This window comes from Shewanella aestuarii (assembly GCF_011765625.1).
In the GTDB taxonomy this organism is placed as follows: domain Bacteria; phylum Pseudomonadota; class Gammaproteobacteria; order Enterobacterales; family Shewanellaceae; genus Shewanella; species Shewanella aestuarii_A.
In genome coordinates, this window is the sequence record NZ_CP050313.1 from 3,730,171 (window position 1) to 3,753,598 (window position 23,428).

Here is a 23,428-nt window from a genome sequence, read left to right on the forward strand (position 1 = left end):
TTGCAACTAGCTGGTTTTTACTTTGATAATTCATGCACTTTCGCACACGAAATCGCCTTAGTTTTAGAATATTCAAGACACTTAAACAGTGTTTTGAGAACTCAATGTTTAATACTTATCGTATTAAACGATTTGTAAGTAATCACATGACAGACTCATGTAATTAAATACTATCAGCTTTCCAAATTGTTAAAGAACGGGCTTAAAAAAGCCAAAGATAAATTTCTCATTTATCTTTGGCATCTCTATCCATATACAGTGTAAATGGTGGAGCTATGCGGGATCGAACCGCAGACCTCCTGCGTGCAAGGCAGGCGCTCTCCCAGCTGAGCTATAGCCCCATTTACATGCAGTTGAGAATTACGTTTACGTTATTACCAAATCATTTCTAATCAAGGCGGTTGATGACGACATTTAGTTTACTAAACGACTTATCAGCCAACGCAGAATAGGAAAGATTTTGGTGGGTCAGAGTGGACTTGAACCACCGACCTCACCCTTATCAGGGGTGCGCTCTAACCAGCTGAGCTACAGACCCAACGTAATTTCTCTTTTCTTCTATCAAGTAATCTGTGTGAACACTCAGCAAATATTGAGTTAGTCGTATAGGTAAGGAGGTGATCCAGCCCCAGGTTCCCCTAGGGCTACCTTGTTACGACTTCACCCCAGTCATGAACCACAAAGTGGTGAGCGTTCTCCCGAAGGTTAAACTACCCACTTCTTTTGCAGCCCACTCCCATGGTGTGACGGGCGGTGTGTACAAGGCCCGGGAACGTATTCACCGTAGCATTCTGATCTACGATTACTAGCGATTCCGACTTCATGGAGTCGAGTTGCAGACTCCAATCCGGACTACGACGAGCTTTGTGAGATTAGCTCCACCTCGCGGCTTTGCAACCCTCTGTACTCGCCATTGTAGCACGTGTGTAGCCCTACTCGTAAGGGCCATGATGACTTGACGTCGTCCCCACCTTCCTCCGGTTTATCACCGGCAGTCTCCCTAAAGTTCCCACCATTACGTGCTGGCAAATAAGGATAGGGGTTGCGCTCGTTGCGGGACTTAACCCAACATTTCACAACACGAGCTGACGACAGCCATGCAGCACCTGTCTCAGAGTTCCCGAAGGCACCAATCCATCTCTGGAAAGTTCTCTGGATGTCAAGAGTAGGTAAGGTTCTTCGCGTTGCATCGAATTAAACCACATGCTCCACCGCTTGTGCGGGCCCCCGTCAATTCATTTGAGTTTTAACCTTGCGGCCGTACTCCCCAGGCGGTCTACTTAATGCGTTAGCTTGAGAGCCCAGTGTTCAAGACACCAAACTCCGAGTAGACATCGTTTACGGCGTGGACTACCAGGGTATCTAATCCTGTTTGCTCCCCACGCTTTCGTGCATGAGCGTCAGTCTTTGTCCAGGGGGCCGCCTTCGCCACCGGTATTCCTTCAGATCTCTACGCATTTCACCGCTACACCTGAAATTCTACCCCCCTCTACAAGACTCTAGTTACTCAGTTCCAAATGCAATTCCCAGGTTGAGCCCGGGGCTTTCACATCTGGCTTAAATAACCGCCTGCGCACGCTTTACGCCCAGTAATTCCGATTAACGCTCGGACCCTCCGTATTACCGCGGCTGCTGGCACGGAGTTAGCCGGTCCTTCTTCTGTAGGTAACGTCACAGCTAACAAGTATTAATTGCTAACCTTTCCTCCCTACTGAAAGTGCTTTACAACCCGAAGGCCTTCTTCACACACGCGGCATGGCTGCATCAGGCTTTCGCCCATTGTGCAATATTCCCCACTGCTGCCTCCCGTAGGAGTCTGGGCCGTGTCTCAGTCCCAGTGTGGCTGATCATCCTCTCAGAACAGCTAGGGATCGTCGCCTTGGTGAGCCATTACCTCACCAACTAGCTAATCCCACCTAGGTTCATCCAATCGCGGAAGGCCCGAAGGTCCCCTCCTTTCCCCCGTAGGGCGTATGCGGTATTAGCAGTCGTTTCCAACTGTTATCCCCCTCGACTGGGCAGATCCCTAGGCATTACTCACCCGTCCGCCGCTCGCCGGCAAAGATAGCAAGCTATCTTCCCGCTGCCGCTCGACTTGCATGTGTTAGGCCTGCCGCCAGCGTTCAATCTGAGCCATGATCAAACTCTTCAATTAAAAGTTTTTTCGAACTAAGTTCGACTCAATGAATTCTACTGTCATGCGCTAACTCTATTTAAAGAGTTAACTTGTCTAGTATGAACATTCTATTGAGATTTAAATTTTTGATTGCTTCCTAAGAAGCAATTTCGAATAACTCAATACCTGTGAATGTCCACACAGATTACTTGATAAATTGTTAAAGAGCGTTGACCGTTTCAACCGGTCAGGGCTGCGTATTTTACGCATTCCCGTTGTGGCGTCAAGTGTTTTTTCAAACTTTCTTTTCGCCTTAATTTGATTGCCTATTTGCTAATCAAATCAAGCTGGCTCGGTGTTGGCTATTGCTGTCTGCCGTGTCAGTGGATGCGCATTATAGGCAGATAAGATTTTAGCGCAAGGGCTTTTGTGCAAAAAGTTTGTGTTTTTTCGATCTTTTTTAAATTTATCCACTTACATACATTTTGCGCACCGCTTACCCCCAAAGTTATCCACATTTGTCACTTCCAAACCATCAATCAGGGCTTTTGACATAAAAAAAGCAGCTACTATTTAGCTGCTTTTATCAGGCAAATGCAATTATGGCATTTTAGCTCTTAGGTTAATTTTCCATGGCACTGTTTATACTTTTGGCCTGAGCCACAAGGACAAGGATCATTTCGGCCAACTTTCTCACCTTCACGTATAACTGTTTGAGGTTTGGCTGGCGCAGCTGCTTTTTCACTGTCACCTAACGCTTGTGCTGATGCATGTTGATAGTCACGTTGAATTTTGGCTTCTTCTTCACGGCGACGCTGTTCCATTTCATCTACATCGGACTGAGCTTGCACTTGAACCTTAGATAAAACGCTAATTACATCATGTTTTAACGTTTCCAACATTTGCTGGAAGAGTTCAAACGATTCACGTTTATATTCTTGTTTAGGATTCTTTTGTGCATAACCACGTAAATGAATACCTTGGCGCAAATGATCCATGGCTGCTAAGTGCTCTTTCCATAAACCATCTAATGTTTGCAGCATTACGGCTTTTTCAAATTGACGTAAAACCTGCGGGCCTACCATTTCTTCTTTCGCTTTATAAGAATCTGTCCATGTTTTCACAATACGCTCACGTAATGTTTCTTCATGTAAATCGTCTTCTTTATCTAACCACTCTTGGATTGGGAGTTTCAAAGCAAACTCATTTGCTAGACGCTGTTCAAGTCCTGCAACATCCCATAACTCTTCTAGAGATTGAGGCGGAATATATTGATCAATCACACCCGATATTACGTCTTGCTCGATATTTCGGATGGTATCTTCAATACTGTCAGCATCCATCAACTCATTACGTTGCGAATAGACAACTTGGCGTTGATCGTTTGCTACATCATCATATTCAAGTAATTGTTTACGAATATCGAAGTTTCTAGCTTCTACTTTACGCTGAGCGTTTTCAATTGCACGCGATACCCATGGATGCTCAATTGCTTCACCTTCTTCCATACCTAGCTTTTTCATCATGCCTGATACACGATCTGAAGCGAAGATGCGCATTAAGCTATCTTCCATAGACAAGTAGAAACGTGAAGAACCCGCATCGCCTTGACGTCCCGCACGACCTCGCAGCTGATTATCAATGCGGCGAGACTCATGACGTTCGGTACCTAAAATGTGTAAACCGCCTGCGGCTAACACTGCATCATGACGCACTTGCCAATCTGCTTTAATTTTTTTCTTTTGTTCATCTGTTGGGTTTGTTAATGCCTCAACTTCCATGTGCCAGTTACCGCCTAATACGATATCTGTACCACGGCCAGCCATGTTAGTTGCAATGGTTACTGCACCTAAACTACCTGCTTGAGCAACAATTTCTGCTTCTTTTTCATGGAATTTAGCATTAAGTACGCTATGTGGTATTTTGGCTTTCTTTAATAAACCATGAAGAATTTCAGATTGTTCAATTGAAACAGTACCAACCAAGACAGGTTGACCACGTTCACGACAACCTTGAATATCTTTAACAATGGCATCGTATTTTTCTTTAGCCGTTAGATAGACCAAGTCAGGCATATCATTACGAACCATAGGACGGTTTGTTGGCACAACAACGGTATCTAGGCCGTAGATATGCTGGAATTCAAACGCTTCTGTATCTGCCGTACCTGTCATACCTGCTAATTTTTCATATTGGCGGAAGTAGTTCTGGAAGGTAATGGAAGCTAGGGTCTGGTTTTCATTTTGAATGTTAACACCTTCTTTCGCCTCAACAGCTTGATGTAAACCCTCAGACCAACGACGTCCTGGCATGGTTCGACCGGTGTGCTCATCAACAATAACGACATCACCATCTTGCACGATATAATCGACGTCTCGCTCAAATAATGTATGCGCACGTAAAGCAGCATAGATATGGTGAAGCAGTGAAATATTGGCAGCAGAGTACAGTGAATCGCCTTCTGCTAGCATGCCTTTTTCAGTTAAAAGTTGTTCAACCTTCTCTTGCCCACGCTCTGTTAAATGAACCTGTTTGGCTTTTTCATCAATAGTAAAATCGCCTTCGCCAACATACTCTTCGGTATCTTCTTTATCTTGACGAATAAGACTTGGGATGAGTAGGTTAACTTTGATATATAGTTCTGAGCTATCTTCGGCTGCACCCGAAATGATTAACGGGGTACGAGCTTCATCAATTAAAATTGAATCGACTTCATCTATTAACGCGTAATGCAATGGGCGCTGAACACGCTCTTGTGGAGAGAACGCCATGTTGTCACGAAGATAGTCGAAACCAAACTCGTTGTTGGTACCGTATGTTATATCAGCATTGTAAGCAGCTTTCTTTTCAATTTGACCTAAACCAGCTACGTTAATGCCAACGGTCAAACCTAAAAATTCAAAAAGTGGACGGTTGAATTCAGCATCTCGACGCGCAAGGTAGTCATTCACTGTAATAACGTGAACACCTTTGCCTGTTAAACCATTCAAATATGCCGGCAAGGTTGCGGTTAATGTTTTACCTTCACCGGTACGCATTTCTGCAATTCGATTACTGTCTAACACCATACCACCAAGGAGCTGCACGTCGAAGTGGCGCATTTCAAACACACGCTTTGACGCTTCACGCACTGTTGCAAAGGCTTCAGCCATGATGCCATCTAAGGTTTCACCAGACTCAATACGCTGACGAAACTCTGCAGTTTTTTGTTTTAATTCTTCATCAGTGAGCTTTTCATACTCAGCTTCTAAGGCATTAATTTTAGTAACGACTTTGCCAAGGCTTTTCAAGGTTCGGTCGTTTCGGCTTCCAAATACTTTTGTCAGTAATTTACCTAACATCTTAATCACTTATCTCTTGTAGGTTTGGCTCTTCGGAGCGCATTAACCGTTAATATTATTAACTTGCTTTGCGGTAGACATATTTTTGTGGATCGATTTGCTGACCACCGCGAAGCACTTCGTAATGCACATGAGGGCCGGTTGAACGACCTGTGCTTCCCATTTTGGCGATAGTATCGCCTTTGGCAACGACGTCACCTACGTTTACTGACAGAGATTTATTGTGCCCATAGCGAGTACGAAGACCATTTCCATGATCAATTTCCACTAACTCGCCATAACCAAACATACTTCCTGACCAAGTTACTACACCTGCTGCAGTTGCAATAACATCGGCCCCTTCTCGACCCGCGAAATCAATACCTTTGTGCATTGTTCTACGACCATTAAAAGGGTCATTGCGTAAACCATAGGGCGAAGATAACCAACCTTTATCGATTGGCCGCCCTGATATATAACGCTCTTCATCTATATGGAGATTTGTTGACACAGTTTCAAGTAGTGACAACTGAAGATAATTATTATCAATTCTTGATGCCAGCTTATCCATATCATTAATAAGCTGGCTTAATTCGATACCTGTGCCCAAATCACTCAATCCCCCCATACCGACTTCGGCACTGAAATCAAACTGATCATCTAATAGATTATTTTGGGCGACTTGCTGACCTAAGGCCTCAAGACGGGTGATTTTGGCTTGCATTTTAGCAACATGCGTTACTAGAGTTGCCAATTGGACTTCGGTTGCATTTTTGAGCTCAATGACTTGCTGCTTTTGTTGCTCACGCAGTTGTTGGTTTTCATCAACTTTAGCTTGCTGATGAGCAAAGCGGGTTTCACTATATTGATATAGTGCGGTGCCCGTGACAACCAACATTATAGGTAAAAGGAACCAACGCTTACTGGGTTGCCAGCGAGTGACGCCATTCCGACCTTGAATAAAAACTGTTACACTCATAGCCTAACTCAGCCATCTTATTATCATATGAAAAAGTCCCCTCAGGATCTCAGCAACTTATTACACGGCGCAGGTAAACTACCTGAACTTGCTGAGAAAGCAGAACTGCTCAACAATTTGAATCACTATGTAAAACAAATTATCGATGGTCCTGTGGCGGAACAACTTAAAGTTGCCAATTTACGCCAGGGTGTTCTTGTTATTGAAACAACATCGGCAGCTTGGGCTGCACGAATTAATTTTCAAAAGCCTAAACTACTAAGAGAACTTCAGGCTGAAACGTTACCCATGCTCACTGCAATTGAGGTTAAAGTCAACCCAGCGTTAGCAATGAGAACGAATATACCCCAAACAAATCCAAAACATATTAGTCCTACAGCGGCTCAACATATTGAGGCGTTGGCGGAACATATTGAGGGATCATTGGGTGAAAAACTAAAACGGCTGGCTGCATTGGCCAGCCGTAATAGGCAATCTAACAACTAAGCAAGTGCGGCATTACCTGGAACCATAAAGCTAACGGGGACGTCTGCTTCCTTGTCAAAGCTAACCAACTCCCAAGCATCCTGCTGGGCAAGTAATGCTCTGACGAGTTGATTATTCAATGCATGACCGGTTTTAAACGCTGTAAATTCACCAACAATGGCATGACCTGCTACATAGAGGTCTCCAAATGCATCTAGAATTTTATGCTTTACGAACTCGTCATCATAACGCAGACCATCAGGGTTGAGGACGCGGTATTCATCAAGCACTACAGCATTTTCCATACTGCCACCCAATGCTAAATTATTAGCACGAAGGTACTCAATATCACGCATAAACCCAAAAGTTCTTGCACGGCTAATATCTTTTACAAACGCGGATGTCGAAAAGTCCATCACCATATGTTGTTGGCTACGAGCAATTTCAGGATGAGCGAAGTCAATTTTGAAATTAACTCTAAAGCCTTTAAATGGCGTTAACTCTGCCCATTTATCACCGTCTTCAACACGAATTGGTTTGGTAATTTTCAGGTATTTTTTAGGCGCCGCTTGTTCTTTTATGCCTGCACTTTGCAGTAAAAACACAAACGGGCTTGCACTGCCATCCATAATCGGGATTTCTGGTGCGTCAACTTCGATAACTGCGTTATCAATGCCAAGACCAGCGAGAGCCGCAAATAAATGCTCAATTGTTGAAATACGAACACCGGCATCATTTACAAGGGCTGTACACATAGTGGTTTCACGCACTAAATCGGCTCTCGCAGGTATAGACACTGCAGGAGTCAGATCGGTACGTTTCAGTACAATCCCTGTATTAACTGGTGCGGGCATAATGCACAGAGTCACCTTGTTGCCGGAATGCAATCCAACACCAGTACTCTTCACCATTTTTTGAACAGTTCTTTGAAAAATCATTCATTTACCCGTAAATAACAATAAAAACATAAGCTTAAAAAACAAACTAAAAATACCATGCATAGCTGGTACGACATCTTAGCATATCTTTTGCCATTCACAAAAAAATGTGAATAACCTCCAATATACAGCAGCAACATCATTACTGGCTATTACACGTGCACTATTTTGTTAACATCTGCGAATATATACTTGTCTAGTCCGTAGTTATCCTTTTGAGTTAATCAGCTTGCTTACGTAAAAACGCAGGAATATCCAAGTAATCTGCATCAGCACGAGGCTGTTGTGCAGGTTTTGGAACGGCATTTCCTTTTGGTGCGCTGTAAGTTGGCTGAGCAATTGCTGGTTCTTCAACTGGCTCCGGGCGAGGTTCAATCGCAACTGGCTCAGGACGATGGGTCGCATGCTTTTGAACTAATTGAATATCAGGTTTTTTCTCTGCCCCAATACCGGTTGCAACAACCGTTACACGAAGCTCTTCGCTCATCTCAGGGTCAATGACGGCACCGACTACCACGGTTGCGTTATCAGAAGCGTAAGCCTTAACGTGGTTCCCCACAGTTTCTAGCTCTTCAATGCTAATGTCCATGCCTGCTGTGATATTAACTAATACGCCGCGTGCGCCCGCTAGGTCAATATCCTCTAGTAATGGACTTGCAACAGCGGCCTCAGCGGCCTCTTCTGCGCGATCATCGCCTGTTGCCACACCCGTGCCCATCATTGCATTGCCCATTTCAGACATCACGGTTTTAACATCGGCAAAATCGACGTTAATTAAACCTGGGCGAGTAATTAACTCAGCAATACCTTGAACAGCACCTAGTAATACATTGTTAGCTGCTGCAAAAGCATCCAATAATGTAGTTCCCCGACCTAACACTTTTAGTAATTTTTCGTTAGGAATGGTGATTAATGAATCAACATGTTTGGCTAACTCAGCAATACCTTGCTCAGCATAAGCCATACGCTTTTTACCTTCAAACGGGAAAGGTTTGGTAACCACAGCAACCGTTAAAATACCTTCTTCACGGGCAATTTCAGCAACCACTGGCGCAGCACCTGTACCTGTACCGCCACCCATGCCTGCTGCGATAAAGATCATGTCAGATCCTTTAATTGCGGCACGAATATTTTCACGATCTTCTTCTGCGGCTTGACGACCCACATCAGGGTTAGCGCCAGCACCAAGCCCTTTAGTGACATCTCGTCCAAGCTGGATAGTAGAACCCGCACCTGATTTACGTAATGCCTGCGCATCTGTGTTAGTTACGATAAACTCAACTCCTTCGATGCTATGCTTAACCATATGTTCGACCGCGTTTCCGCCGCCACCACCGACACCGATGACCTTGATCACCGCTTCGTCTGAATGTGTATCCATGATCTCAAACATTATCTGATCTCCGTTTCGTCTGCGTTATTTAAAATTCACCCTTAAACCAGCTTTTCACCCGATTCAAAAAGCTAGTCACCCCTTGGCGGTCGGGTCGTTCGAACTGACGCTCTATTACCCTTCTTGCCCCATAGTGAAGCAACCCTATCCCTGTTGAGTAAATCGGTTGCTCTACGTATTCATATAATCCTTTTACTGGTAATGGCGATGCCACGCGTACCGGCATACCAAAAGTTGCCTCTGCGATATCAACCGCACCAGAAATGGACGATGTTCCACCAGTTAATACTATGCCAGCAGCAATTTGATCTTCTAAGCCGCTATCTTGTAGTTGCTTCAGTATTAACTCAAATAATTCTTGGTATCTTGGCTCTACAACTTCAGCCAAGGTATGGCGCGACATGCTTCTTGATGGTCTACCACCAACAGAAGGTACTTCAATGCTATCCTCTCGACTAACCATTGAGCTGCGCGCGCTAGCAAATTGCACTTTGATTTGTTCTGCGTGGGTTAATGGTGTGCGAAATATCTTTGCGATATCACTGGTCACCTGATTACCCGCTACCGGTATAACTGCGCAGTGGCGCAATGCACCATTGGTATAAACCGCAATATCAGTTGTGCCGCCACCAATATCGACAATACAAACCCCTAAGTCTTTTTCATCATTTGTGAGCACAGAGTCAGCAGATGCGATACCAGAGAAAACTAAGTCATCGACTTTTAAACCACAGCGCTCAACACTTTTAGTGATATTTTTGGCCATATCGTTGGCACAAGTGACGATATGCGCTTTAGCTTCCATGCGCATACCCGACATACCGATTGGACTTTTAATGCCATCTTGCACGTCGATTGAAAACTCTTGTGGGATAACATGTAAAATCCTACGTTCTGTCGGTATTTTTACCGAACGCGCAGTATGGATCACGTTATCAACGTCTTCTTGAGTCACTTCTTCATCATTAATCGACACCATGCCGTTTTCATTTTGGCAAGCGATGTGCTTGCCCGAAATACTTAAATAAACTGAAGCAACTTGACAATCAGCCATTAATTCCGCTTGGTCTAAAGCGCGCTGCACACTACGAACAATAGAATCAAGATCATTCACGCCGCCTTTGTCCATACCGCGTGAAGGATGATTACCTAGACCGATAACGCTAATTTCACCATCGGGTAAAACCTCACCAATGATCACGGCGACTTTTGATGTCCCTATATCTAGTCCTACAATGAGGTTTCTTTCCTGATTCTTGGTCATTTATTGTCCGTTCTCTTATTGGTATCATCCCAGCCCACAGCAACACCTGTGTCATAACGTAAATCCACTCGGGCCAGTGTTTTTTCGCTTTGTATTAATGTGGGATACACATTAATGAAGCGCTGCATTCTTGACATTTTATCTTCTCGCCCTAGCTCAATTTTAATGCCGTTAGCTAATTCGGCTTGCCACGCATGACGTGGACTCAAATGCAAACTGGCTAATTGAAAGCCGTTTATTTTTAATAACTCATCCAACTGAATAAAGTTGGTTAATACTTCTTCTGCCATATCATCTGGACCAGATAACATAGGCAAACTAGCTACCTCTGGCTTGGCAAGAGCGTTAAATACCTCACCATGGACATTAAGCCATGCTTCACCATTCCAGTGCGCTACGGCCTGCTGCTCTTGCAATGTCACTTTAAACTTTGCCGGCCACTCACGTCGAACAGACGCTTTATAAACCCATGGCAAATTTTCTAATGCTTGTTGAACAGTTAATACATCAGCGTTAAAAAAACTACGCTGCATTAAAGACTGCAAGGCCTGCTGAATTTCTTCATCAGAGGTGAATTGCCTATCACCTTTTATTGCAATCGCTTCAATCGGCAAAGCATCAGCATCATTTAATATTTCATGTAGCTTCAAACCGCTCCATGTAATGGTTGCCAACACACTGAGTAAAAACAACAAACCAAAATACAAATACCAATCAACTTGCATTAGTTTGTGTTTTAACTGGCGTCCTTTATCACCCCACGACACCGATAATTACTCCCGAAAATTGCCGATTTTGATCCTGCAACAAACTGGTCATTATATAGCGCTTCATGACCGTATAAAAGTACGATTTTTCAACCGTATAGCTGTACAAAAACTACTCTACAGACGCGCTCGTATCGTTCATAACAAACCCCAACTGAGTTGCAGCTAACTCTTTTGATAATGCGCCAATATTGCCAGCACCTTGAGTTAACATTAAATCACCTTCTTTGAGTACATCAGGCAATACGCTAGCAAGCTGCTCAGGCCCGGCAATAAAGATAGGATCAACCTGTCCCCGAACTCGAATTGAGCGACACAATGCCCGGCCATCTGCCCCCGGGATCGGATTCTCTCCAGCAGCATATACATCTAACAACAATAAACAATCTACTTGTGACAACACATCAACAAAATCTTCATATAAATCGCGTGTTCGAGTATAACGATGAGGCTGATAAGCCATCACCAAACGCTTATCTGGCCAACCTGCTCGAGCCGCTTTGATGGTTGCTAACACTTCACTTGGGTGATGACCATAATCATCAACCAGCATCACCTTGCCATTTGGTGTGGTAAATTCGCCCAAATGCTGGAAGCGACGACCAATACCTTCAAACTTCACTAACGCCTTGATAATCGATTGATCATCAATTTCATCTTCTGTCGCCACGGCAATAGCGGCCAATGCATTTAACACATTGTGTTGACCTGGCAGATTTAACACTATATCTAAATCTGCTTTATCTTTACGGTGCACACTAAAACGGCTTTGGTGTCCTTGTTGGACAAAATTGCTGGCACGCACATCAGCTTCTTCACTAAAACCATAAGTGACAATTTGACGACCAACACGAGGCAAAATGTCTTTTACGACAGGGTCATCAACGCACATCACTGCTACACCATAAAATGGCAAATTATGTAAAAAATCCACAAAAGTGGTTTTCAATACCTCAAAGTCACCACCATAGGTATCCATGTGATCGGCTTCAATGTTGGTTATCACGCTAACCATAGGTTGCAAGTGTAAAAAACTCGCGTCGCTCTCATCCGCTTCAGCAATTAAATAACGACTTTTACCTAAACGAGCATTGGTACCTGCGCTATTTAATAATCCGCCGATCACAAACGTTGGGTCTCGCTCAGCTTCACCATAAACGCTAGCAATTAAACTCGTGGTCGTGGTTTTGCCATGGGTACCAGCAATAGCAACACCATGCCGATAGCGCATTAGTTCGGCAAGCATCTCAGCACGGCGTACAATCGGAATACGGCTTTCTTGCGCAGCAAGAATTTCAGGATTTTGTTTATCAATGGCTGTAGAAACCACCACGACATCAACCGCATCCACATTGCTACTTAGGTGGCCAATAATAATTTTGGCCCCTAAGCCAGCCAAACGTTCGGTGACACTATTGACTGCGATATCAGAACCACTAATTTGATAACCTTCGTTAACTAATACTTCCGCAATTCCCCCCATGCCAGCACCACCGATGCCAACAAAATGAATGCGCTTGATCCGTCTCATTTCAGGGATCATGCTGCGTAGTTGTGCGTATTTTTCTGTCTTTGTCATGTTAACCCTTCTTCGCTACCGCGGCGCATATATCGGCGACCCGTTGTGTTGCATCTAAAACAGCAACGCCGCGTGCTTTTTGCCCCATAAGAAGCAATGTTTGTCTGTCACTTGCAAGTAGTTGCAGCTTTTCTTCGAGCAACTTTGCGTTTAAAAGCGTTTGAGGCAATAAAAATCCCGCCCCTGCATCCACTAACACGGATGCATTAATTGTTTGATGATCGTCCACCGCATGTGGGTAAGGCACTAAAATACTTGGTAAACCAACGGCGGCCAGCTCAGATACGGTTAATGCTCCTGAGCGACAAACCACAACATCAGCCCAACGATAGGCAGCTTCCATATCATCGATAAATTCCGCAACGTTAACCGAATCAAGTTGATTCACTTGCTGATACGCTGATTTAACCGTGTCTGAATTATTTTTACCCACTTGATGCCATACTGTTATTGAATGCTGTTTACTTAAACTTGCAACAACCTGCGGCAAAGTATCGTTTAACACTTTGGCACCTAAACTGCCGCCTACCACTAACACTTTTAAAGCCTCAGCATTAACCACTTTATCGCCTGCCCCAAGTGCAATTAACTCTTGACGAATAGGGTTACCCACTACCTCAACATTCTTAACATCGACACTAAAGGTATTAGCAAACGCACAAAGCACTTTTGTCGCAATTTTTGATAACAACTTATTGGTTAAACCCGGTATCGCATTTTGCTCGTGCAATACCACCGGAATGCCCGCCAATTTCGCTGCAACCCCACCAGGACCGCTGGCAAAGCCGCCCATACCTAATACAACATTAGGTTTAAAGTCATCAATCACAGCTTTTGCTTGAAAGATCGAACGAATGACCTTAAAAGGCGCAGCAAGCTTACGCATTAATCCGTTCCCCCGAACCCCCTTGATATCGATAAACTCAATATCAAAACCATGTTGTGGGACTAAACGAGCTTCCATGCGATCCGCAGTTCCTAACCAGCGAACCTGCCAACCTTTTGCCGCTAAGTATTTGGCCACCGCTAAAGCAGGAAACACATGACCACCGGTACCACCGGCCATCACTAATAATTTTGGAGAAGGGCTAGTTGCCACAGCGCGAGTTGTTGCAACCATTATTTAGCCCTCCCTTGAATTGCTTGAACCAAACTTAAACGCCTTTCATGATCAATGCGCACCAATAACATAACGGCAGCTGTCATTACCCATAAGCTACTGCCACCATAACTGATAAACGGTAGCGTTAGCCCTTTTGTTGGTAGCATACCAATACTGGCACCCACGTTAACCACCGTTTGAAAACAAATCCAAATACCCACGCCATAAGCCACATAACTTTCAAACGGGCGCTGCATTTGCAAACATAAATTGCCCAATCGAATAGCCCTTAATGCAATAAAAAAAAGCATGACTAATACCATGACAATCCCAACAAAACCGAGCTCTTCACCTATTACTGCAAAAATAAAGTCCGTATGTGCTTCTGGTAAATAAGCTAATTTTTGAATACTGTTACCTAAACCTTGCCCTAACCAATCACCGCGCCCATAGGCCATTAATGATTGGGTTAACTGATAACCGCTACCAAAAGGGTCTTCCCATGGGTCCATAAAGGAAGTCACTCGTCGCATGCGATAGGGCTCAAATAGCACTAACAATACAAAAGTACCCACACCCAATAATATCAACACCATAAAATCTGTTAGTCTTGCACCGGCTAAAAAAAGCAAGCTAACCGTACACACAAACAACACCACCACTGTGCCCAAATCGGGTTGCAATAAAATCAATAATGCAAATAAACCATACACAGCAATCGGTTTATAGAAGCCTTTGCGGTTTTCTCTAAGCTCACCGTGGCGACGCACCAAATACCCCGCCATGTAAACGATAAAGACAAACTTAGCGATTTCCGCTACCTGAATACGAACCGGGCCAATTGATAACCAGCGCCTTGCTCCATTAACGGATGTACCAACAAACAACACGGCAATTAGAAGTAACAAAACGGCCAGCATCAACATACCACTGTGCTTTTCCCAGTAAGACACTTCAACTCTTAGCACCGAAAAAGTAATCACTACACAGCCAATTAAATACAACACGTGGCGGCTGATAAAATGAAATGGGTTGCCGGTTAGTTTTTCCGCCTCTGGCATTGAAGAAGACATCACCATGACAAAGCCAAAACACATTAAGGCAATAATTGCCACAATAAAGCTGCGATCATACAGCTCGATGCTAGACGAGTTTCTATCGCTCAACAGTGATGGCCAAGACCAAGATAGGCCTTGCTTAAACAAGCTTAATTGCTGCTCGTTATTGGCCATCTAATTGCTCCACGCATTGTTTGAAGTCATCTCCACGCGCCATAAAGCTTTTATACATATCTAAACTGGCACAAGCTGGTGACAACAAGACTATATCACCCGAAAACGCTAACTGAGCTGCGGTATCAACAGCTTCCTTCATGGTTGCAACTTGAATACTATCGTCTTTAAGACGAGCAATTTTATCGCCATCTTTACCCAAGGTAATCACCTTAGCCACATGCTCTAATGCAGGGGATAACGGGCTAAAATCAGCGCCTTTACCATCGCCACCGGCTATCAGAAATATTTCGCCAAGATGGGTATTTAATCCATCTAACGCAGCGACTGTCGCACCTACATTGGTGGCTTTTGAATCATTGATGTAAGTCACCCCATCAACAACCGCAACCAACTCACAACGATGGCTTAATCCCTTGAAAATGCTCGCAACTTGAATCATATATTCTTTATCTACACCACAAGCATCAACCAATGCCATCGCCGCCAAGACATTGGCATGATTATGAGAGCCAATTAAGCTGACATCATTAAGATTCATGATCTCGCTGTCACCATGAAAAATCTTGCCATCACTGATCCCCCAATCGTCCTCTTCAGGCATACCTAAACCAAAGGTATTTTGGTTCATCGGTTCAAATGGGAAGGTTAACGGATCATCGCGGTTATACATCACAAACCGACTTTGTGGATACAGCTTGAGCTTGGCCTCACGATAACTCGCTATGCTGCAATATCTGTCCATATGATCTTCACTGATATTAAGACAAGTTGCAGCAATACAATTAAGCGAATAAGTGGTTTCTAATTGAAAACTAGACAATTCCAGCACATAGTAGTCAGCGTTCAACGCAAGCAAATCGAGTGCAGGAATACCAATATTGCCACCCATAACCACATTCAATCCTGAGGCAAACATTATCTCGTACACTAACGTGGTTACCGTTGACTTACCGTTTGACCCCGTAATGCCGATAACACAGGGTTTACGATCGGCAATTTCACGGGCAAATAGCTCTATATCGCCAATCACTTCAATGCCCATATCGCGCGCAGCTTGAACCTCTGGTGTATCGACCGCAATACCAGGGCTAATAATGATTTGACTTGCCTGCACTAAGTACCTGCAATCAAATCCGCCTGCGATTAACTCAACATCAGCAAATTCTTTAGCTAACACATCTTCACCAGGAGGATGACGACGACTATCCATCACCAATGGTGTAATCCCTTTGGATACGAGGTAACGCACAACTGAGAGGCCTGTTGCACCTAGCCCTAAAACGATGTGCGAATTTGCTGATTGCATAATGTTTTACCTTAACTTCAAGGTCGCAAGACCAAGTAACACAAGGAACAGTGAAATAATCCAAAAACGCACAATAACGCGAGGTTCTGGCCAGCCCTTCAATTCGTAGTGATGATGAATTGGTGCCATGCGGAAAATACGTTGCCCACGTAGCTTGTATGATCCCACTTGCAATATCACCGATACCGTCTCCATCACAAACACGCCACCCATGATGATCAACAGGATTTCTTGGCGTACTAACACAGCAATCGTTCCCAAGGCCGCGCCCAGAGCTAATGAACCAACATCACCCATAAAAACTTGCGCTGGATAGGTGTTAAACCATAAAAAGCCTAAACCAGCACCCACTATAGCGGTACACACAATCACTAACTCACCCGCTTCAGGTAAATGAGGAATGTGTAAGTAATTAGCAAATTGTGCATGGCCAGAAAGGTAAGCGATAAGTGCAAATGCCCCTGCAACCATCACAGTAGGCATGATGGCTAAACCATCTAAACCATCGGTTAGGTTCACCGCATTACTCGCACCGACAATGGTAAAATACGCTAAAAAGATAAACAGTACGCCAAGTTGCGGCATGACATCTTTAAAAAACGGAACAACCAGCTGGGTTTCTCCAGGTATCGCAGAAGAAGCATATAAATAAAACGCCACCACTAATGCAGCAATCGACTGCCCGGCATATTTCCAACGGGCAATTAACCCTTTGGAGTTTTTCTTAACCACTTTTAAGTAATCATCTAAAAAACCAATGCCACCAAAAGTGCCTAATACAAACAACATAACCAACACGTAACGGCTTGATAAGTCGCCCCACAACAAAACGCTGATAAAAATGCCAGCAAGAATTAATAGGCCACCCATTGTTGGCGTGCCACGCTTGCTAAAATGCGATTCTGGGCCGTCATTACGCACAACCTGACCGATTTGCAATAATTGCAAACGCTCGATCAGTTTTGGTCCCCACCACAAGCTAAACACTAATGCCGTCAACAAGCCTAAAATGGCTCGAAACGTTACATAAGAAAATACGTTAAACCCGCTATAAAACTGGGTTAAATACTCGGCCAGATAAACCAGCATCTACACTAACTCCCCACACCCGAAGGCATCTACTAACAAATCGACCACACGCTCCATCGCTGCGCTTCGAGAACCCTTTACTAACACTGTCACGCTGCCTGACAAGTCATTTAATTTTATTATCAATGCCTTAGATAACTGCTCTACATCTTGATAATGTTCACAACCATAAGCATCACTGGCATGTTTGGACAAAGTGCCACAGCAATACAAAGCATTAATCGCTGCAGATTTTGCCTGTTGACCCACCTCTGCATGCAAAAGGGCAGCATTGTCGCCTAATTCGCCCAAATCTCCCAGCACTAAACACCGATATTCATCACGTTGTTGCAACCAATTAATAGCAGCGCTGACTGAGCTTGGGTTGGCGTTGTAACTGTCATCCACCACTAAAAAGCGCCCCAAAGTTTTCGGCTGCATACGGCCTTTTACCGGTCCAAGCAGACTTAACCCTTGTGCAATAAAGCGTAAATCGAGCCCTAGAGCAAGACACATAGCGCTTGCAGCCAGAGCATTACTGACTTGATGCTCACCCGCTAATGGCAATTGCACATCAACTTGCTGCTCTTGATAATTAATCCTAAAGCTGTAGCATCCTTGTGCATTGGCAATCAAATGACTTGCACAAATATCAGCTTGGGTATGAGCTTGGCGTGAAAAAAGCAGTTGCTTGAAGGCTGACGTTTTTTGCATCATAAATGCTGCAAATTTATCGTCAGCATTAATTACCGCTACGCCGTCAGCCTGAAGATGATTAAAAATTTCAGATTTGGCCTGAGCAATGCCTTCAATTGACCCAAAACCTTCAAGGTGAGCACTGCCAATATTATTCACCAGTGCAACTTTAGGCTGCACTAGCTTACTGGTGTAATCAATTTCACCTTTATGGTTTGCACCCAGCTCGAACACGCCATATTGATCGCCCATTGATAAACGTAATAAGGTTAATGGTACGCCAATATCATTATTAAAATTACCCGCAGTAAATAGCACCTGAAACTGCTGCGATAAAATTGTTGCCACCATTTCTTTGACGCTGGTTTTACCGTTTGACCCCGTTAACGCAAGCGCTATGGGCTTAACCTGTTGACGAACAAACGCCCCCAACTGCCCAAGAGCCTTATGCGTATTTGCAACGATAATTTGCGGAATATTAATGGCAAGTTCACGCTCAACCAGTAAGGCTTTGGCGCCATTATTCACTGCAGCTTGAGCAAAATCATGGGCATCAAAACGTTCGCCTTTTAAGGCAATAAATAAGCCGCAGTCCTCAAATTGACGACTATCAGTACTCACGGAACCAATCGAAGTGTCATTGGAATTAATCAATTTACCTTGTAATGCAGTGGTAATTTGCTGCAATGAAAGAGTGATCATGCCTGCTCCTCCATTAATTTTTGGGCCAAAGCTCGTTCATCATATTGCAGACGTTTTCCAGCAATTTCTTGATAAGTTTCATGGCCTTTACCCGCTAACAATACGATGTCGTTTGCCTGAGCCAATGACACAACCTGCTTAATCGCCGTTACGCGATCAATTTCACACAAGGCATTTTGCGGATGCATTAACCCCGCCATCACATCATCAATAATGCGTTGAGGCTGCTCACTACGGGCATTATCACTGGTTACCATGACTTTATCGGCAAACTTTTCTGCCGCCTGTGCCATTAAAGGACGCTTACCTTTGTCACGGTCACCACCGCAGCCAAATACACACCATAACTGACCTTTACAATGCACACGTAAGGCCTGTAATACTTGCTCTATTGCATCGGGGGTATGGGCATAGTCAACCACTAAAGTTGGCTTGTTCGGGACCGAAAATCGCTCCATACGACCAGCAACTGGCTGAACTTTGGCAGCCAACTTAACCAATTCAACCATAGAAAAGCCCTGTAACGATAAGGCAGCTAATGCGGCAATTAAGTTTGCAAGGTTAAATTTTCCCAAAAGAGAAGCACTTAATGGGAAGCTCTTGCTACCTTGCGGATGATTAACAACCAAGGTGGTGTGAATACCCGCATCATCATAAATGGTGTTTTGGCAATAGAAGTCAGCGATTGGGTTATCAATACTGAAAGATTTTAGGGTTGAATTGTTTAACTCTACCAACCAAGCTGCCCCAACAGGATCATCAATATTAATCAGGCCATTTTCTAAAGAAGCAAACTGAAACAAACGCTTTTTAGCCGCTGAATATGATGACATATCACCATGATAATCAAGGTGATCTCGACTTAAATTGGTGAACACTGCCGTTTTAAAAGGCACAGCCTCAACACGCCCTTGCACCAAACCATGACTCGACACTTCCATAGCACATACATCTGCACCTTGTTGAGCATAATCCGCTAATTGACGTATCACAGTAATAGCATCGGCGGTGGTATTGCCACTATCAACTAGCTGCCCCCATAATCCATTACCTAAGGTTCCCATTACAGCCGCTTTTTGATGATATAGGGTTACAAGCTGGGCAATGATTTGGCTAACTGAGGTTTTACCATTTGTGCCTGTTACACCAATCACTTTCAATGGTTGAGCAATTGGATAACATTGTGCGGCTACCGCAGATAACTGGCGCACAAGCTGACAAAAATGAATCACAGGCACTGCGCCAACATAATCCACTTGAGCATGCTGCTTTGGTTCATCGGTATGTGCTAACACCGCTGTTGCACCCTGCAAAATGGCAGCATTTATGTACTGGCGACCATCAACTTGGTAACCTGGTAATGCCACAAACACCATTCCAGCACTAATATGTCGGCTGTCTAATGTCAACCCATTAATGGACTCAGCCCCGGCATAATGAAACCAGGGCGCAAGTAAATCTCTTAGTAACATCATTCTGCGCTCCTTGGCGCAGACGCGAGCTTGACGGCTTCGCGTTCACTTATGGGTTCAACATTTAGCATTTGCAGTGCACCAGACATAATTTTCGCAAATGCTGGCCCTGCCACATCGCCACCGTAATATTTGTCGCCTTTAGGCTCGTTAATCACCACAGAAATGGCTAATCGCGGATTATGTACCGGTGCAACTCCGGCAAACAATGCCACATAGTCATCACCATATCCGCCAGCAACCGCTTTACGACTGGTACCGGTTTTTCCTGCAATAGGATAACCTTCGATGTGGGCCTGTCTTGCCGTACCACCGGCCTCCGTGACACCAACCAACATTTGCATGACATCTTTTGCCACTTGCTCTGATAACACCTGTTGACCTTGAGGCGGTTCACGTAACTTTAAAATCGAAACTGGATATAATACGCCACCACTGCCCAAGGTTGCATACATTCGCGCTAACTGAAGTGGTGTAGCCGTGAAACCATAACCAAAAGATAAGGTGGCTCGCTCAAAGTCAGACCAACGACGACGGTCATGAATTAATCCAGCGCTTTCTCCGGTTAAATTAATGCCGGAGTAATTCCCTAATCCCATTGACTGATAAGTGCCGAGTAATTGCTGCACAGGCATAGATAAGGCTAATTTACTAATGCCTACGTTAGAGGACTTAACTAAAATTTTTGCAAGTGACATATCGCCATAGTTATTGGAGTCGCGCACTTGTCGCCCCCCAATTCGCATCCAACCAGGCGAGGTAGGTATCAGCTCATTACTTTTAACGGTTCCCGCTTCGAGTGCCGCGGCGACCACAAATGGCTTAACGGTGGAGCCCGGCTCAAAGGTATCCGTTAATGCACGATTACGCATGCGGTGCGATTGTAAATTATCACGTGAATTGGGGTTATAAGAAGGTGTATTAGCCATCGCCAACACTTCGCCAGTATGCACATCAATCACCACAACAGAGCCAGAAGTGGCTTGATACATTTCAGTGGCGCGTTTTAACTCTCGATAAGCTAATTGTTGAATACGTTGATCAATACTCAACACGATATCATTCGAATTCTCACCCTCTTGAACAATGTCTAGGCGCTCAACGACTCGACCGTCGCGAGATTTACGCACCTTTTGCTTTGATGGTGTGCCGGTTAACCAAGTATTGTAGGTATTTTCAATGCCTTCAATCCCCACATCATCGATATTAGTGATACCGATCAGCTGCGCAGCAATTTCACCGGCAGGGTAATAACGACGTGACTCTGCTTTCAGGTAAATACCGCCTATTTTGAGTTTCTCAATATATTCAGCAACAGCAGGTGTGACTTGACGTTTTAAATAAACAAAACGTTTTTTTGGATCACGCTTAACTTTATTCACTAGCTTATCAACTGGTTCTTGCAATACATCGGCAAGAGCCTGCCAGCGGCGCATGTCTTCAAAAGCATTTTGATCATGAGCATGTTTGGGATCGGCCCATACCGCCCTCACAGGTACACTCACAGCTAACATGTCACCATTTCTGTCAGTGATATGTCCACGTTGTACTTGATTGCTTGTGGTGCGTAAGGTGCGCATATCACTTTCATGGCGCAATTTGTCTGGCTCTATAATCTGAATGTAAGCCGCTCTGGCGATTAAACTGGCAAAAAGCACAAACACAAAGCCCACCACAACGTATAAACGCCATGGAATTAAGGTCGGGTTTTGCTTACGTTTTGCTTGTCTAGACATATTCCCTATGCTCATTGAGCCCTAACAACCACTTCCTCTTTAGGAAGTGGACGAGCCATATTCAAATTTTTAGTGGCAATACGTGTTACACGGCTGTGCTCTGACAGTGATTGCTCTTCTAATAATAAATTTCGCCATTCAATATCAAGGCGATCTTGTTCTTGTAAAAGTTGATCCCATTTTGAGGTCAATTTACGGCTAATATGACTGGTATAAACCACGCCTACTGCATTTATCATCACAATAATACTTAACAGCAACAACCATTTATGTTGCCAAATATCTTGCAATATAATCCGAGGTAAATTGAGTGGTGACTGACTCACAATCACTAACCTTAGTAAGGCAAACGCTCTGCGACACGCAATACTGAACTGCGTGAACGAGGGTTTTGCTCAATTTCTTCATCTGATGGTTTCATCGCCTTACCGACAGCTTTTAAAGTGCGCGATTTATTGATTTCCGCTTCGGTAATCGGCAGCCCATGTGGCACACTCTCTCCTTGACTATGGCGACGAATGAAACGCTTCACCATGCGATCCTCTAATGAATGAAAGCTAATCACTGATAGACGCCCTTCAGGCGCTAACACTTTTAATGCCCCTTCCAGAGCTTGATCGATTTGCTCAAGTTCACTGTTAATATAAATTCTAATTGCCTGAAAAACTCGAGTAGCGGGATGCTTGTTACGCTCTTTATTCTTAGTGATCCGCGCAATTAAATCGGCCAAATCTTTGGTGCGTAAAAACGGCTTTTCATCACGATCAGCGGCAATACAACGGGCGATATGACGGGCGTTTTTCTCTTCACCATAGGTTTTAAATACCCAAGCCATATCTTCAATTTCGGCACGAGCTAACCACTGCGCAGCTGTTTGGCCTTGGCTGTTATCCATACGCATATCTAATGGGCCGTCACGTAAAAAGCTAAAGCCACGCTCGGCATCATCAAGTTGTGGTGAAGACACGCCTAAATCTAAAAGCACCCCATTAACTTTGCCCACTAGACCTAAGTCTTCAATATAATCAGCAAGTTGACCAAAACCGCCATGAACAATTTGAAAGCGTGGATCATCAGCAAATTGCTTAGCCGCTTCTATTGCTTGTGGATCACGGTCGATGGCAATTAAACGGCCATTTGGCCCTAAATGACTCATCACCAATCTTGAGTGCCCACCACGACCAAATGTGCCATCTATATAGATGCCATCAGGGTGGATATTAAGACCCTCTACGGTCTCTTTTAGTAATACAGTTAAGTGAGCAAACTCTTGACTCATTAGGGTCTTCT

The 23,428-nt window shown here is 44.2% G+C and carries 17 protein-coding genes, 2 tRNA genes and 1 rRNA gene; 1 reads left to right on the forward strand and 19 read right to left on the reverse strand.

Annotated features, from left to right (window positions below; translation table 11 throughout):
• Positions 1–265: 265 nt before the first annotated feature.
• From HBH39_RS16210 to HBH39_RS16230, 5 genes are all read right to left on the reverse strand, one after another.
• Positions 266–341: transfer RNA gene (locus tag HBH39_RS16210), tRNA-Ala, on the reverse strand.
• Between the two features lie 120 nt (positions 342–461).
• Positions 462–538: transfer RNA gene (locus HBH39_RS16215), tRNA-Ile, on the reverse strand.
• Positions 539–610: 72 nt separating this feature from the next.
• A 16S ribosomal RNA gene (locus HBH39_RS16220) occupies positions 611–2,155 on the reverse strand.
• 578 nt (positions 2,156–2,733) lie between these two features.
• A complete protein-coding gene (secA, locus tag HBH39_RS16225) occupies positions 2,734–5,457 on the reverse strand; it encodes a preprotein translocase subunit SecA (protein WP_167679690.1) in 2,724 nt (907 codons plus the stop codon).
• Between the two features lie 58 nt (positions 5,458–5,515).
• Entirely contained in the window at positions 5,516–6,415 is a 900-nt protein-coding gene (locus HBH39_RS16230) for a M23 family metallopeptidase (RefSeq protein WP_167679691.1), read from the reverse strand.
• Positions 6,416–6,442: 27 nt separating this feature from the next.
• Here HBH39_RS16230 and HBH39_RS16235 point away from each other — a divergent pair, with 27 nt between their 5' ends.
• Positions 6,443–6,901: a DUF721 domain-containing protein gene (locus tag HBH39_RS16235; RefSeq protein ID WP_167679692.1), complete on the forward strand. Its 459-nt coding sequence runs from the start codon at positions 6,443–6,445 to the stop codon at positions 6,899–6,901.
• On the opposite strand, the gene lpxC is transcribed toward HBH39_RS16235, so the two are convergent.
• The 14 genes from lpxC to rsmH all read right to left on the reverse strand — a co-directional run bounded on the left by lpxC (position 6,898) and on the right by rsmH (position 23,417).
• A complete protein-coding gene (gene lpxC, locus HBH39_RS16240; RefSeq protein WP_167679693.1) occupies positions 6,898–7,818 on the reverse strand; it encodes a UDP-3-O-acyl-N-acetylglucosamine deacetylase in 921 nt (306 codons plus the stop codon). The two genes, HBH39_RS16235 and lpxC, sit on opposite strands and share 4 nt — an antisense overlap.
• Before the next feature lie 220 nt (positions 7,819–8,038).
• Positions 8,039–9,211 (reverse strand): cell division protein FtsZ, encoded by a 1,173-nt coding sequence (gene ftsZ, locus HBH39_RS16245; protein ID WP_167679694.1) that lies wholly within the window; start codon positions 9,209–9,211, stop codon positions 8,039–8,041.
• Between the two features lie 28 nt (positions 9,212–9,239).
• On the reverse strand, positions 9,240–10,475 hold the full coding sequence (ftsA, locus tag HBH39_RS16250; protein WP_167679695.1) for a cell division protein FtsA: 1,236 nt from the start codon (positions 10,473–10,475) through the stop codon (positions 9,240–9,242).
• Complete coding sequence (locus tag HBH39_RS16255) at positions 10,472–11,242, reverse strand: cell division protein FtsQ/DivIB (protein WP_167679696.1); 771 nt, start codon at positions 11,240–11,242, stop codon at positions 10,472–10,474. Before HBH39_RS16255 ends, ftsA begins: the two co-directional genes overlap by 4 nt.
• Before the next feature lie 112 nt (positions 11,243–11,354).
• Positions 11,355–12,821, reverse strand: coding sequence for a UDP-N-acetylmuramate--L-alanine ligase (gene murC / locus HBH39_RS16260; RefSeq protein ID WP_167679697.1), 1,467 nt, complete (start codon positions 12,819–12,821; stop codon positions 11,355–11,357).
• Between the two features lies 1 nt (position 12,822).
• On the reverse strand, positions 12,823–13,941 hold the full coding sequence (gene murG, locus HBH39_RS16265) for an undecaprenyldiphospho-muramoylpentapeptide beta-N-acetylglucosaminyltransferase (RefSeq protein WP_167679698.1): 1,119 nt from the start codon (positions 13,939–13,941) through the stop codon (positions 12,823–12,825).
• A complete protein-coding gene (gene ftsW / locus HBH39_RS16270; protein WP_167679699.1) occupies positions 13,941–15,155 on the reverse strand; it encodes a cell division protein FtsW in 1,215 nt (404 codons plus the stop codon). Before ftsW ends, murG begins: the two co-directional genes overlap by 1 nt.
• On the reverse strand, positions 15,145–16,464 hold the full coding sequence (gene murD, locus HBH39_RS16275; protein WP_167679700.1) for a UDP-N-acetylmuramoyl-L-alanine--D-glutamate ligase: 1,320 nt from the start codon (positions 16,462–16,464) through the stop codon (positions 15,145–15,147). Before murD ends, ftsW begins: the two co-directional genes overlap by 11 nt.
• Positions 16,465–16,470: 6 nt before the next feature.
• The gene (mraY, locus tag HBH39_RS16280) at positions 16,471–17,553 is read right to left on the reverse strand and encodes a phospho-N-acetylmuramoyl-pentapeptide-transferase (RefSeq protein ID WP_167679701.1); all 1,083 of its coding nucleotides are present in this window, start codon (positions 17,551–17,553) and stop codon (positions 16,471–16,473) included.
• The gene (locus HBH39_RS16285; protein WP_167679702.1) at positions 17,554–18,930 is read right to left on the reverse strand and encodes a UDP-N-acetylmuramoyl-tripeptide--D-alanyl-D-alanine ligase; all 1,377 of its coding nucleotides are present in this window, start codon (positions 18,928–18,930) and stop codon (positions 17,554–17,556) included.
• On the reverse strand, positions 18,927–20,405 hold the full coding sequence (murE, locus tag HBH39_RS16290; RefSeq protein ID WP_167679703.1) for a UDP-N-acetylmuramoyl-L-alanyl-D-glutamate--2,6-diaminopimelate ligase: 1,479 nt from the start codon (positions 20,403–20,405) through the stop codon (positions 18,927–18,929). The genes HBH39_RS16285 and murE overlap by 4 nt, the downstream gene beginning before the upstream one ends.
• Positions 20,402–22,138 carry a penicillin-binding transpeptidase domain-containing protein gene (locus HBH39_RS16295; protein WP_167679704.1) on the reverse strand — a complete coding sequence of 579 codons (1,737 nt, stop codon included), beginning with the start codon at positions 22,136–22,138 and terminating at the stop codon, positions 20,402–20,404. Before HBH39_RS16295 ends, murE begins: the two co-directional genes overlap by 4 nt.
• 11 nt (positions 22,139–22,149) lie before the next feature.
• Positions 22,150–22,464 carry a cell division protein FtsL gene (gene ftsL / locus HBH39_RS16300; RefSeq protein WP_167679705.1) on the reverse strand — a complete coding sequence of 105 codons (315 nt, stop codon included), beginning with the start codon at positions 22,462–22,464 and terminating at the stop codon, positions 22,150–22,152.
• A gap of 11 nt (positions 22,465–22,475) precedes the next feature.
• A complete protein-coding gene (rsmH, locus tag HBH39_RS16305; protein WP_167679706.1) occupies positions 22,476–23,417 on the reverse strand; it encodes a 16S rRNA (cytosine(1402)-N(4))-methyltransferase RsmH in 942 nt (313 codons plus the stop codon).
• Positions 23,418–23,428 lie beyond the last annotated feature (11 nt).